At 71.5% G+C, this 13,220-nt stretch carries 10 protein-coding genes; 6 read left to right on the forward strand and 4 right to left on the reverse strand.

The features are described from left to right. Together ABTX18_RS03845 and ABTX18_RS03850 are read right to left on the reverse strand one after the other, a co-directional pair. Entirely contained in the window at positions 1-2,448 is a 2,448-nt protein-coding gene (locus ABTX18_RS03845; RefSeq protein ID WP_352121117.1) for an MFS transporter, read from the reverse strand. A 204-nt stretch (positions 2,449-2,652) separates the two neighbouring features. Continuing rightward, entirely contained in the window at positions 2,653-3,096 is a 444-nt protein-coding gene (locus tag ABTX18_RS03850; RefSeq protein WP_352121118.1) for an SRPBCC family protein, read from the reverse strand. A gap of 148 nt (positions 3,097-3,244) precedes the next feature. On the opposite strand from ABTX18_RS03850, the gene ABTX18_RS03855 reads away from it, so the two are divergent. Beyond that, entirely contained in the window at positions 3,245-4,294 is a 1,050-nt protein-coding gene (locus tag ABTX18_RS03855) for an Rv2578c family radical SAM protein (RefSeq protein WP_352121119.1), read from the forward strand. Between the two features lie 124 nt (positions 4,295-4,418). Further along, on the forward strand, positions 4,419-6,011 hold the full coding sequence (locus ABTX18_RS03860; RefSeq protein WP_352121120.1) for an alpha/beta hydrolase: 1,593 nt from the start codon (positions 4,419-4,421) through the stop codon (positions 6,009-6,011). 56 nt (positions 6,012-6,067) lie between these two features. On the opposite strand, the gene ABTX18_RS03865 is transcribed toward ABTX18_RS03860, so the two are convergent. Next, positions 6,068-6,640, reverse strand: a complete 573-nt coding sequence (locus ABTX18_RS03865; protein WP_352121121.1) for an adenylosuccinate lyase — start codon at positions 6,638-6,640, stop codon at positions 6,068-6,070. A gap of 368 nt (positions 6,641-7,008) precedes the next feature. Here ABTX18_RS03865 and ABTX18_RS03870 point away from each other — a divergent pair, with 368 nt between their 5' ends. Together ABTX18_RS03870 and ABTX18_RS03875 are read left to right on the forward strand one after the other, a co-directional pair. Continuing rightward, positions 7,009-8,790, forward strand: a complete 1,782-nt coding sequence (locus tag ABTX18_RS03870; RefSeq protein ID WP_352121122.1) for a 3-hydroxyacyl-CoA dehydrogenase family protein — start codon at positions 7,009-7,011, stop codon at positions 8,788-8,790. A 130-nt stretch (positions 8,791-8,920) separates the two neighbouring features. Continuing rightward, a complete protein-coding gene (locus ABTX18_RS03875) occupies positions 8,921-9,736 on the forward strand; it encodes a TetR family transcriptional regulator (protein WP_352121123.1) in 816 nt (271 codons plus the stop codon). Between the two features lie 54 nt (positions 9,737-9,790). Here ABTX18_RS03875 and ABTX18_RS03880 read toward each other — a convergent pair whose 3' ends face one another. Then, positions 9,791-10,534 carry a restriction endonuclease gene (locus ABTX18_RS03880; RefSeq protein WP_352121124.1) on the reverse strand — a complete coding sequence of 248 codons (744 nt, stop codon included), beginning with the start codon at positions 10,532-10,534 and terminating at the stop codon, positions 9,791-9,793. Positions 10,535-10,715: 181 nt separating this feature from the next. Between ABTX18_RS03880 and ABTX18_RS03885 the strand changes: the two genes are divergently transcribed. Both ABTX18_RS03885 and ccrA read left to right on the forward strand, forming a co-directional pair. Next, positions 10,716-11,525 carry a GNAT family N-acetyltransferase gene (locus ABTX18_RS03885; protein WP_352121125.1) on the forward strand — a complete coding sequence of 270 codons (810 nt, stop codon included), beginning with the start codon at positions 10,716-10,718 and terminating at the stop codon, positions 11,523-11,525. A 357-nt stretch (positions 11,526-11,882) separates the two neighbouring features. Next, complete coding sequence (ccrA, locus tag ABTX18_RS03890) at positions 11,883-13,220, forward strand: crotonyl-CoA carboxylase/reductase (protein ID WP_352121126.1); 1,338 nt, start codon at positions 11,883-11,885, stop codon at positions 13,218-13,220.

The raw sequence follows: 13,220 nt of genomic DNA on the forward strand, positions 1-13,220 counted from the left end.
TCAGTCCTCGTGGCCCAGCTGGAGGTCCCGTTCCGTGCGCCCGCCGCCGGCGACCTGGAGCACGGTGGCGACCGGCGGATAGCCGGCGGCGATCACGGTGTACTCACCCGTGGACAGGTCGACGAAGCGGAACGAGCCGTCGGGGCCGGTGGTCAGCGTGTCGACCACGTTGCCCGCCGCGTCCAGGAGCGTCACGCGGGCGTCCTCGACGGGCCGCCCGCCCGTGGCCCGGACGATGCCGCGCAGTACGGCGCCTCCGGCCAGTTCGATGTCCTGCCGGGTCTCCCTGGCCGCCTGCACGCTGACCGGCAGCGCGGCGGGCCGGAAGGCGGGCGCGGAGGCGGCCAGGGTGTACTCCCCCGCGACCAGCTCCGCGATCACGTACCCGCCCTCGCGCCCGCTGCGGGTGGAGGCGACGACTTCTCCGCGTACGTCGGTCAGGGTGACGGCCGCGTCCCGTACGGGGACACCGTCCGCGGTCACGACGGTCCCGGCCAGCCGGCCGGCGCCGCCGAGCACGACATCGAGCTCCACCGGCCGTTCGCCCACCGTGACGCTGACGGCCTGCGGCTGGTGGCCGCCCGCGGCAGCGATGAGGACGTACGATCCGGCCCCGGGCACGCTCAGCGCGTACCGTCCCTCGTCCCCGCTGGCGCCCCTGCCGACCTGCCGGCCCTGGACGTCGATGAGGGTGAGGGCGGCGCGCGGGACCTTCGTGCCGTCGGGGTGCTGGACGCTGCCGCAGACCGGAACCCCGGAGAGGTACCCGGTGGAGGGGGCGGCGGGGTCGGTGCGGGCGGACGGGATCGTCGCGGGCTCGGCTGCGGTTTCGGGGCTGTGGTGGGACACCAGCGGTTTCTCCTTGAGGAAGAAGGCGAAGAACAGGCCGAGCACGAGGACCGGCACGAGGTAGAGGAAGATCCGGGGCATCGCGTCGGCGTACGCCTGGATGTAGGCGTCGCGCAGCGCGGGCTCCATCGCGTGGACCAGCTGCGGCGTGATCGACTCCGGGTCCGGCAGACCGGCTCCGGAGGGCAGCCGTACGGCGAGCGCGTCGGCCAGCCGGCCGGCGAAGAGCGTGCCGAACACGGCGGCTCCGACGCTGCCGCCGATCTGCCGGAAGTAGTTGTTGGCGCTGGTGGCGGTGCCGAGGTCGGCGGGGCGTACGGAGTTCTGCACGGCCAGCACCAGCACGGGCATGATCAGCCCGATCCCGAGACCGAGGACCGCCTGCGCGATGCTGTACTCGAGCCGCGCAGTGTCGGTCTCGAGCCGGGACAGCAGCCACATGCCCACCGCGGAGATCGCGCTGCCCGCGATCGGGTAGACGCGGTAGCGGCCGGTACGGGAGATCAGCTGGCCGGAGACCACGGAGGCGCCGACGATGCCGCCCATCATCGGGAGCATGAGCAGCCCGGACTCGGTGGCGGTGGCCCCGTCGACCATCTGCAGGAAGGTCGGCAGATAGCTGGCGGCGCCGAAAAGCGCCACGCCGACGACCGCGCCGACCAGAGCGGTGACGTTGAAGACCGAGTCGCGGAACAGCCGCAGCGGGATGATCGGTTCGGGCGCGCGGTGCTCGACGGCCAGGAACAGCAGAGTCGTTCCGGCGGCCCCGGCGGCCAGCCCGAGGATGGTGCGCGACCCCCAGGCGTACTCCGTACCGCCCCAACTGGTCAGCAGGACGAGGCAGGTGGAGGCGCCGGCCAGCAGCACGGCCCCGAGGATGTCGAGCCGGGGCCGGACGCCGGGCTTGGGGAGTTTCAGTACGACGGTGATGACGACGAAGGTCACCAGGCCGAACGGGACGTTGATGTAGAAGCACCAGCGCCATGAGGCGTGGTCGGTGAAGAAGCCGCCGAGCAACGGGCCCGCCACGGACGCGAGTCCGAAGGCCGCGCCGATGAGGCCCATGAACCGGCCGCGCTCCCGGGGCGGTACGACGTCCGCGATGATGGCCTGGACACCGATCATCAGTCCGCCGCCGCCGACGCCCTGGAGGGCGCGGAAGGCGATGAGTTCGTCCATGGTGCGCGACCAGCCGGCCAGGGCGGAGCCGACGACGAAGACGATGATCGCGAACTGGAAGACGCTCTTGCGTCCGAAGAGGTCGCCGAGCTTGCCGTAGACCGGGAGACCGATGGTGGAGGCGAGCAGATAGGCGGTGACCGCCCAGGACATCTTCTCCAGGCCGTGCAGCTCACCGACGATCTTGGGGAGGGCGGTGGCGACGATCATCTGGTCGAGCGCGGCGAGCAGCAGCGTCAGCATCAGGCCGACGAAGACGAGCCGGATGCGGCGGCGGTCCGTGGCCCCGTCGCCGGCCGGGGCCGGGGCGGCGGACTCGGTCCCGGCGGGCGGCGGCGGGGGCGGGACGGCCGCGGGCACCGCGTCGGCGTTCCCCGTACCGCCGGGCTCGTCCTTCACCAGAGTGATCCCACCCACCACGTGCCGCTCCCCTCGTCGCACTGCCGCCGCCATTTCTCGCATTGCGCGACAAGCGAGGGCAAACGTGACGAGGGGGCGCTGACGGCGCACTCAGGGGGCGTATCCCCCGGTGGGAGCCACTACGGCGCACAACCTACGGGCCAGAAAAACCACCCGAACCGGTGAGGCCGGGAAACGCGGCGGGAGACCGAACGCGGCGGGAGACTACTTCTCCACCTCGGCTGCGAGGTTCTGCAGCAGCTCGTCGTAGATGCGGCCGAGCCCCTTGGGGGCGAAGGTCTTCTCGAAGAATCCGCCGATGCCGCCGGCGCCGTTCCACACGGTGGAGACGACGGCCTTGGACTTCCCCTCGCCGGCCGGGGTGACGGTCCAGGTCGTGACCATCGAGGAGTTGCGGTCCTTCTCCACGAGCTGCCCATCGGTGGGCTCGGTGACCTCCAACAGGCAGTCGCGTACCCGCTTGCTGGTGGCCTGGAGCTTCCAGTGGACGAGGGTGCCCTCCCCGTCGCCGCCCTCCCGGACCTCGTACTCGCTGAAGTGACCCGGCAGCACCTTGCCGCGGACGTCCTTGTAGTCGGCCAGCGCGTCGAACACCGTCTCCGCGTCCGCCGCGATGATCCGCTCTGTCGTGGCCTCGACCTGCGCCATGGCTGTTCCTCCAGCACTCGGTTGTTCGGGGTGTGCTGAGCCAACCACCTCGGCAGCCCGGCTCAAAATCCGGCCCGGGACGAAGGGGAGAAAACGATCAAGGGAACAAGTGTTCTATTCTCGGGCCAGTGCTACCGAGGAGGCGTCCATGCGTTGGGACAATCTGGCAGATAATCCCGCCAACACCACCACACCGGCCAACGGTGCGCTCTTCGCCGCGGACGCGGTGACGACCCGCACCTTCGACACGCCGGAATTCAGAGGCATCACCTTTCACGAGATCCGGGCCCGTTCGATCGTGAACCGGGTGCCGGGCGCGTCCCGGATGCCGTTCGAATGGACCGTCAATCCCTACCGGGGCTGCTCCCACGCCTGCGTCTACTGTTTCGCCCGCAAGACGCACAGCTATCTGGACCTCGACACCGGGCTCGGCTTCGACTCGCAGATCGTGGTCAAGATCAACGCCCCGGAGCTGGTCCGCCGCGAGCTCGCCTCGCCGCGCTGGCACGGCGCGCACATCGCGATGGGCACCAACGTGGACTGCTACCAGAGGGCCGAGGGCCGCTACCGGCTGATGCCCGGCATCCTCACCGCCCTGCGCGACCACGCGAATCCCTTCTCGATCCTCACGAAGGGCACGCTGATCCTGCGCGATCTGGAGCTGCTGCGGCAGTCCGCGGAGGTCACCGAGGTCGGCGTCTCGGTCTCCGTGGGCTTCACCGACCCCGAACTGTGGCGGACCGTGGAGCCCGGCACCCCCTCCCCCGAGCGGCGCCTCGACGTCGTACGCACGCTCAGCGAGCACGGCATCGGCTGCGGGGTGCTGATGGCGCCCGTCATCCCGTACCTCGGCGACCGGCCCGAGCAGCTGCGGGCGACGGTCCGGGCGATCGCCGCCGCCGGCGCGACGTCGGTGACCCCGCTCGTCCTCCATCTGCGCCCGGGCGCCCGGGAATGGTTCATGGAGTGGCTCGGCCGGCACCACCCGCACCTCGTGCGGCGGTACGAGCGGCTGTACGCGGACGGCGCGTACGCGCCCACCTGGTACCAGCGCCGCATCACCCGGTACGTGCACGAGCTGGCGACGGAGTACGGCATCGGGCCCTCGCACCGCGGGCCCGCGAGCGGCTTCCGCGGGAGCGGCGGTCCGCAGACCCCGCCGCCCGGTTCCGAACCCACCCAGCTGACCCTGCTCTGATCCACGTCGCTGGCGGCAAACGGGTCATCTCTCATCAGAACGGGTCCTTCCGGTCCCGAATACGGGGAGCATGCGGCGGGGGCTGCGCCGCGCGCAGCCGTGTTCCCCCACCACGGGAGGCCATATGACGAACCGTTCAGGAGTTCTGTTCGCCGTCGGGGCGACGGTGGCCGGTCTGGTGACCGCCACGCCGTCACCGGCGAGCGCCGAGAGCGGCGCGCAGCGTGCCGCGTCGCTCAAGTGGACCGAGTGCGGCACCCAGGCGTACCCGACGCTGCAGTGCGCGTCGGTGCGCGCCCCGCTGGACCATGACGTCCCGTCGGGCCGCGAGATCACCCTCGCCCTGACCCGGGTCCCGCACACGGCGAAGACCTTCCAGGGGCCGCTGCTGGTCAATCCGGGCGGCCCCGGCGGCAGCGGCAGGTCCCTGGCGGGTTTCGTCGCCGCCTCGCTGCCGGCGAAGGTGGCCGCGCAGTACGACGTCATCGGGTTCGACCCGCGGGGCGTGGGCAGGAGCCGGCCGGCCCTGGACTGCGTACCGAAGTACTTCGACCCGGTACGGCCCGACCCGGTGCCCCGCTCCCTCCGCGACGAGCAGGTCAACCGGAACCGCGCCCGCGACTTCGCGGCCTCCTGCGGCGAGAAGTACCCGGACCTGCTGCCCTTCATGGACACGGTCAGCGCGGCCAAGGACCTCGATGTGATCCGCCACGCGACGGGCTCGCGGCAGCTCAACTACCTCGGCTACTCCTACGGCACCTATCTGGGCACGGTCTACGCCAAGCTGTTCCCGGACCGCGTCCGGCGCCTGGTCCTCGATTCGAACGTGGACCCGGACGGGGTCTGGTACGACGACAACATCAGCCAGGACTACGCGTTCGACACCCGCCACAAGGCGTTCGCCGCGTGGGTGGCGAAGCACGACGCCACGTACGGGCTCGGCAGCGACCCGGCGAAGGTCGAGGCGGCCTGGTACCGGATGCGGGACGCGGTGAAGAGGCATCCCGCGGGCAAGAAGGTCGGCGCGGGCGAGTTGGACGACACGTTCCTGCCGGGCGGCTACTACAACGGCTACTGGCCGACGCTGGCCGGAGCGTTCGCGGCGTATGTGAACGACAAGGACGACAAGGCCCTGGTCAAGGCGTACGAGCGCTTCGGCGCGGTCGACGCGGAAGGCGACAACGGGTACTCGGTCTACTCGGCCGTGCAGTGCAGGGACGCGCAGTGGCCGGGCGACTGGAACGTCTGGCGCAGCGACAGTTGGCGGGTCCACGCGAAGGCGCCGTTCATGACGTGGGGCAACACCTGGTACAACGCCCCGTGCGCCGACTGGCCGGTGGAGCCCCTGAACCCGGTCCGGGTCTCCAACCGCGCGCTGCCGCCGGTGCTGCTCTTCCAGGCGACGGACGACGCGGCGACTCCGTACGAGGGCGGCGTCACCCTGCACCGCAAGCTGAAGGGTTCGAGCCTGGTCGTCGAGCAGGGCGGCGGCAACCACGGCGTCACGCTGAGCGGCAACGACTGCCTGGACCACTACCTGGCCGACTACCTGGCCAAGGGCACCGTGCCCCGCGGCAAGGGCGGCGACGCGGACGCGGTCTGCGCGAAGACGCCCGACCCGAAGCCGGCGGCCGCCAAGTCCGCCCGCCCGGCCTCCCGCACGGACGCGAACGGCCGCGGCAGCACGCTGCACGGCCTGCTCGGCTTCCGGGGCTGAGAAAGCCCGGCTTCCGGGGCTGAGAAAGCCCGGCTTCGGGGGCTGAGAACGAGCCCTCAGTCCGTCGGCAGGCGGCTGAGGGCGGCCTCGGCCGCCGTCCCGAGGCGGGGGTGGGGCAGGGCCGCCTCCAGGACCGGGCGGGCCCGGCCGTCGCCGAGCCGGCCGAGGCCCTCGACGCAGGCCAGGGCCACCCGCCAGTGCGGTTCGTCGGGCCCCAGCAGCCGGGACAGGGTGCTCATGAGGGCGGGGACGGACTCGGGGGCCCGCAGCTCCGTGAGCAGCCGGACCGGGTGCAGGGCGTAGGCGGTGCGCAGGGTATTGGTGGCGAGCGCCGCGGCCGCGCGGGGTGTGCGGGGGTCGCCGAGGCGGGCGAGGGCGTGGGCGGCGGTGACGCAGCGCTCCGGGTCGCGGTGGTTGAGCAGCAGCACCAGGGTCTCGAAGGCGCGGCGGTCACCGCCGCAGCCGAGCCGGAACGCGGCGATCTCACGTGCCCAGAGCGGGCGTTCGCGCTCGACGAGCACCTCGGCCAGTTCCTCGTGGTCCTCGGTGGCCACCAGTCTGCGGTAGGCCGCCGACTGCCCCGCCTCGTCCGCCAGCCGGTGCGTCAGTGACCAGAGCTCCTCATCCATGACCGTCAGCGTATCCGTGAGCACACAGCGTGGCGGCGAGGCCGGAAGATGTGAGGGGGGCCACAACAACCCAGGGCTGGCGCGCTCGTTACTCGCCGGTTAACCTCATGTGAGCGGGACACTCCCCCCGCCGGCTCCGGTGGCCTGGTGACGCAGCCACCTGAGTGTTTGTCGGTTCGGCACTGTGCGAGACGGACTCCGGGACAGAGTCCGTCACCCCTTCCCGGTCCCGGCGCGTACCGCGCGCCCGGACTCGAGCACCACGACAGGCAATTTCCGCACGCCACGCGCCGGTCGGGCCCGTCGGCCCGTCTCATCGGCCGCGCCCCGTGCGTCCCTCAGTCGTCACTCATCCCTGGAGTCCCGTGATGGACACCCCGTTCAGCACCATTGCCGTCGTCGGCCTCGGCACCATGGGCACCGGCATCGCCGAGGTCCTGGCCCGCGCCGGCCGCGAGGTCATCGGTATCGACATCGACGACGCGACCGCCCGCCGGGCCGTCGCCTCCCTGGAGACCTCCACCGCCCGCGCCGTGCGGCGCGAGCGGATGACGGAGGAGGAGCGACGCGACGCCCTCGCCCGGTTCCGCACCTTCTCCGACCTCCAGGCCGCGGCCGAGGCGGATCTGGTCATCGAGGTCGTGCCGGAGACGTACGAGATCAAGCAGCAGGTCTTCCGCGAGCTCGACGCGATCGTCTCCCCCACCGCCATTCTCGCCACGGGCACCAACGCGCTGTCGGTGACCCGCCTCGCAGCGGAGTCGCAGCACCCGGAGCGGGTCCTCGGGCTGCACTTCTTCAACCCGGCGCCGGCGATGAAGCTGGTCGAGGTGGTCTCCTCGGTGCTGACCGCGCCACCGGCCGTCGAGGCCGTCACCGCGCTCGCCCGGGAGCTGGGCAAGGAGCCGGTCGCGGTCGGTGACCGGCCCGGGTTCGTCGCCGACGGTCTGCTGTTCGGCTACCTCAACCAGGCCGCCGCCATGTACGAGGCGAACTACGCCTCCCGCGAGGACATCGACGCGGCGATGAAGCTGGGCTGCGGGCTGCCGATGGGTCCGCTGGCGCTGCTGGACCTGATCGGGATCGACACCGCCCGTACGGTCCTGGAGGCGATGTACTCCGCCTCGCACGACCGGCTGCACGCCCCGGCGCCCGTGCTGGGCCAGCTCAGCGCGGCCGGGCTGACCGGCCGCAAGTCGGGGCGCGGCTTCTACACGTACGCCGAGCCCGGCAGCGAGACGGTGGTGCCGGACGCGCTGACTCCGGCCGAGGACGCCGGGGCGGGCGCCGGACGCACGGTGCGCTCGGTCGGCGTCGCCGGTTCCGGGACGATGGCTTCGGGGATCGCGGAGGTCTTCGCGAAGGCCGGGTACGACGTGGTGCTCGCCGCGCGCAGCCAGGAGAAGGCGGACATCGCCAAGGTCCGGATCGCGAAGTCGCTGGAGCGCTCCGTCACCAAGGGGCGGCTGACTGCCGGGGCCCGGGACGAGACGCTTGCCCGGATCACCGCCGCGGGGTCGCTGGACTCCTTCGAGGGAGTCGACCTCGCCGTGGAGGCCGTCGCGGAGGACCTGCTGGTCAAGCAGCAGTTGTTCGCCACGCTGGACAAGGTCTGCAGGCCGGGCGCGGTGCTCGCCACCACCACCTCCTCGCTGCCCGTCGTCTCGATCGCCCGGGCCACCTCGCGGCCCGAGGACGTCATCGGGATGCACTTCTTCAACCCGGCGCCGGCGATGAAGCTGGTGGAGGTCGTCCGTACGGTGCTCACCGCCGACGACGTGCACGCCACGGTCCGCGAGGTCTGCGGGAAGGTGCGCAAGCACCCGGTGGACTGCGGGGACCGGGCCGGCTTCATCGTGAACGCGCTGCTGTTCCCGTACCTCAACAACGCGATCAAGATGGTCGAGGAGCACTACGCGAGCCTCGACGACATCGACGCCGCGATGAAGCTGGGAGGCGGCTACCCGATGGGTCCGTTCGAGCTCCTGGACGTCGTGGGCCTCGACGTCTCGCTGGCCATCGAGAAGGTGCTGCACGGCGAGTTCCGCGACCCGGGCCTCGCCCCGGCGCCGCTCCTCGAGCACCTGGTGGCCGCGGGCTGCCTCGGCCGCAAGACCGGGCGCGGCTTCCGCGAATATGCCCGCCGCTGAGGGCGCCCGGCCCGGAGGACCCCCCGCGGGGCTCTCCGGGCCGGGAGCCGGGTGGGGCGGGCTGCTCGGGCCTGTGGGCGGGCCGCCCCCACAGGCGCGCTCTCCTGCACCGATGCAGTACGTTCACACCATGTCCCAGCCCGCCAGGTCCCCCCGTGTGTCCGCCGCGCCCGATGTCCCGGAAAGCGCCGCGGGCACCCGCGCCGCCGCCCAACGGCTCAAAATGCGCCGTGAACTGGCCGCGGCGGCGATGGAGCTCTTCGCCACGAAGGGCTACGAGGCGACGACCGTCGACGAGATCGCGGGCGCGGCGGGTGTCGCCCGGCGGACCTTTTTCCGGCACTTCCGGTCCAAGGAAGAGGCCATCTTCCCGGACCACGACGACACCCTCGTACGGGCCGAGGCGGTCCTGAACGCCGCCCCCGCGCACGAGCACCCCCTCGACACGGTCTGCCGCGGCATCAAGGAAGTCATGCGGATGTACGCGGCGAAGCCCGTGGTCTCCGTGGCCCGCTACAAACTGACCCGGGAGGTGCCCACCCTCCGGCAGGCGGAGATCGCCTCGGTGGCCCGCTACGAGCGGCTGTTCACGCGCTATCTGCTGGGCCACTTCGACGAGCGCGACCACCAGGCCGGCAACGACGATCCGCTGCTGGCGGAGGTCGCGGCGTCCGCCGTGGTCACCGCGCACAACCATGTGCTGCGCCGCTGGCTGCGCGCGGACGGCCAGGGCGACGTGGAGGCGCAGCTGGACCAGGCGTTCGCGATCGTCCGCGACACGTTCGGGACGGGGATCGGCGCGGGGCGGACCGCCGCCAGTGAGCCGGCGAAGCCGCCGGCCGCCTCGGTGAGCACGCAGGGCCAGGTACTGGTGGCCGTGGCGCGCACGGACGCGCCGCTGGACGAAGTGATGCGCACGATCCAGCAGGCGCTCACGGAGCGCTGAGCGCGGGCGTACTCCTCTCGGCCGCCCGCCCCGCCCGGCCCGGGCCCGTAGGCTTCAGAGCCCCTCGTCGCTCTGCCACGGCGGCGGGGCGGAGCCCTCGCTCCAGGCCGCGAGCGCCTCGCCGTCCAGACACTGGATCCCGCAGTGCTCCGCGTAGTCCAGGGCCGGTTCGGTGTATTCGCTGGTGGTGACGCAGACGGCGATCTCCGCCTCGTGCACGGCGTAGCAGGTTCCGCCGAATCGCTGAAGATCCTGGGAACCGACCTTGTTGGCAGCGCCGTAGTACTTGCACTGGACGACCAGGCGCCGCCCGTCCGGGACCGTCGCGATCACGTCCGCCCCCAGGTCACCCGCTCCGCCCACGACCTGCACCTCGGAGCAGCCGTCCCGCTCACAGAGCGCGGCGATCGCGTCCTCGAAACCGTCGGCGTCCAGGGCCTCGTAGCCAGGGGGCTCCTCCTCGGGCTCCGCCGGTTCCGGCTCCGGTCCGGCCAGGACGGCCGTGCGGGCGATGCCCTCGTCGTGGGGGCGGCCGAACGGCTCGGGGGCGGGGTCGAAGAGCTCCTGAGGCGGGTCGAAGAGCTCGTGCGCGGCTTCGGAGAGCGGACCGCGTGTCCCACGCGGCCTGCGGCGCGGGCTGCGGAGGTACAGGAGCAGGCCGCCCGCCGCGACGAGGGCCGCGACCGGCACCACGGCCGCCGGGTGTCTGCACACCCCCTCCCAGACAGTGCGCACCGCCAGCCATCCTCCGCAGATCAGCAGGGCGAGGGCGCCGAAGCCGAAGGCGGTCCTGCGCACGCTGAAGGCCTTTCCGTACCCGCGACCGCGCTCTCGTGCCGGTGCCGTCATCCGCGCCGCTCCGCCTGTCCTGATATGAGTCTTCCAAGATCATTCATCTCTGCCGTCTGCCCCGGCCCGGCGGATCCAACGGTCGTGAAATGCGGTTGCCGCGGCCTCGCCCCGGTGCTGTGGTGTGCGGATGAACGATCAACCGGCCGCACACGCGGCAACACTGCTGGCCGCCTTCGACCGCGAGATGCGCGAGCAGGCCCGGCCCGAGGGCCCCGGCCTCCGCGTCGAGCGCACCGCGGACGTCGTACGGCAGGTGGGCACGGACCGCGACTGGAACGGGGTCGTGTGGTCCTCGCCGGACCTGGACGCCGCACGGGCCGACGCGGCGATCGCCGCGCAGGTGGCCCACTGCACGGCGCTCGGGTACGGAGAGTTCGAGTGGAAGCTGTACGCGCACGACCGGCCGGCCGACCTCGGGGCGCGGCTGCTGGCGGCCGGCTTCGTGCCCGAGGAGCCGGAGACGCTGCTGGTCGCGCCGGTCGCGGACCAGCCCCTGGCCGTGCGGCTCCCGGAGGGCGTCCGCCTGCGCACGGTGCGTGACGAGGCCGATGTGGAGCTGATGGTCCGGGCCCATGAGCAGGCGTTCGGCTCGGACGGGTCCCGGCTGCGCCACCAGGTGCTGGCGCGGCTGGGGGAGGACCCGGACCACTTCGTCGGGGTGCTGGCCATGGCGGGCGACGAGCCGGTGAGCTCGGCCCGGATGGAGTTGTACCGGGGCACCGGCTTCGCCGGGCTGTGGGGCGGCGGCACGGTCGAGGCGTGGCGCGGCAGGGGCATCTACCGGGCGCTGATCGCGTTCCGGGCGGGGATCGCCGCCGAGCGCGGCTACCGGTATCTCCAGGTCGACGCCACGGAGTACAGCCGCCCGATCCTGCAGCGCCTCGGTTTCACGGCGCTGGGCACGACGACTCCGTACATCTACCGGCCCGCCTCCTGACCACCCATGGCGGGGCATATGGCGGCAAAACGCCCGTCGTGTTGCTCATGCGTGGCACCCGGATGACAATTGAGGGAAATTGCTGGCACCCAGTGCCTTGCCAGCTGTCACGGAGTGCCATACGTTGAAGTCGTCCGGGCGGCCGGCGTGCTGAGACCTCACGTACGCCGGCTGTCCCCGCAAACCACGTGTTTGCGCGCCCGGGCGCCTGCGTCACAGGCAAACCCTTCTGCTCCACAGAGCAAGCAGCCGAGCACCATCCGCCGAACCGACGGCACACCTCCACGCAATACCGCTCCCCCTGCTTCGCAGGACCCTCAAGCGTTCCCTCAAACGCCGCACCGCCGGAGGCACACCGTGAAGGAAATCCTGGACGCGATCCAGTCCGAGGACAGCACCGCCGCAGACTTCGCGGCCCTGCCCATTCCCGACTCGTACCGCGCGGTGACCGTGCACAAGGACGAGGCCGAGATGTTCTCCGGCGTCGCCAGCCGCGACAAGGACCCGCGCAAGTCCCTCCACGTCGAGGACGTGCCGGTGCCCGAGCTCGGCCCGGGCGAGGCGCTGGTGGCGGTCATGGCCAGCTCGGTCAACTACAACTCCGTGTGGACGTCGATCTTCGAGCCCGTCTCGACCTTCGGCTTCCTGGAGCGGTACGGAAAGCTCAGCGACCTCAGCAAGCGCCACGACCTGCCGTACCACGTCATCGGCTCCGACCTGGCGGGCGTCGTCCTGCGCACCGGCCCCGGCGTCAACGCCTGGAAGCCCGGCGACGAGGTCGTCGCGCACTGCCTCTCGGTCGAGCTGGAGTCCTCGGACGGCCACAACGACACGATGCTCGACCCCGAGCAGCGCATCTGGGGCTTCGAGACGAACTTCGGCGGCCTGGCAGAGATCGCACTCGTCAAGTCCAACCAACTGATGCCGAAGCCGGACCACCTCAGCTGGGAGGAGGCCGCGGCACCGGGGCTGGTCAACTCCACCGCGTACCGTCAGCTCGTCTCGCGCAACGGCGCCGGAATGAAGCAGGGCGACAACGTCCTCATCTGGGGCGCGAGCGGCGGACTCGGCTCCTACGCCACCCAGTTCGCGCTGGCCGGCGGCGCCAACCCGATCTGTGTGGTCTCCAGCGACCAGAAGGCGGAGATCTGCCGGAAGATGGGCGCCGAGGCGATCATCGACCGCAACGCCGAGGGCTACAAGTTCTGGAAGGACGAGCACAACCAGGACCCGCGCGAGTGGAAGCGCTTCGGCAAGCGCATCCGTGAACTCACCGGCGGCGAGGACGTGGACATCGTCTTCGAGCACCCGGGCCGCGAGACCTTCGGCGCCAGCGTGTACGTGACCCGCAAGGGCGGCACGATCGTCACCTGCGCCTCGACCTCGGGCTACAACCACGAGTACGACAACCGCTACCTGTGGATGTCGCTCAAGAAGATCGTGGGCTCCCACTTCGCCAACTACCGCGAGGCCTGGGAGGCCAACCGCCTGGTCGCCAAGGGGAAGATCCACCCGACGCTGTCGAAGGTGTACTCCCTGGAGGACACCGGCCAGGCCGCGTACGACGTGCACCGCAACCTCCACCAGGGCAAGGTCGGCGTCCTCGCGCTCGCCCCGCGCGAAGGACTCGGCGTGCGCGACGGGGAGCTGCGCGAGCAGCACATCGACGCGATCAACCGATTCAGGAACATCTGA

It is taken from the genome of Streptomyces sp. NPDC096323, from assembly GCF_040302845.1.
Classification (GTDB): Bacteria; Actinomycetota; Actinomycetes; order Streptomycetales; family Streptomycetaceae; genus Streptomyces.

Coding starts and splice junctions, on each gene's coding strand:
- ABTX18_RS03850 (WP_352121118.1), bottom strand. CDS start 3,096: ATGGCGCAGGTCGAGGCCACGACAGAGCGGATCATCGCGGCGGACGCG.
- ABTX18_RS03855 (WP_352121119.1), top strand. CDS start 3,245: ATGCGTTGGGACAATCTGGCAGATAATCCCGCCAACACCACCACACCG.
- ABTX18_RS03860 (WP_352121120.1), top strand. CDS start 4,419: ATGACGAACCGTTCAGGAGTTCTGTTCGCCGTCGGGGCGACGGTGGCC.
- ABTX18_RS03865 (WP_352121121.1), bottom strand. CDS start 6,640: ATGGATGAGGAGCTCTGGTCACTGACGCACCGGCTGGCGGACGAGGCG.
- ABTX18_RS03870 (WP_352121122.1), top strand. CDS start 7,009: ATGGACACCCCGTTCAGCACCATTGCCGTCGTCGGCCTCGGCACCATG.
- ABTX18_RS03875 (WP_352121123.1), top strand. CDS start 8,921: ATGTCCCAGCCCGCCAGGTCCCCCCGTGTGTCCGCCGCGCCCGATGTC.
- ABTX18_RS03885 (WP_352121125.1), top strand. CDS start 10,716: ATGAACGATCAACCGGCCGCACACGCGGCAACACTGCTGGCCGCCTTC.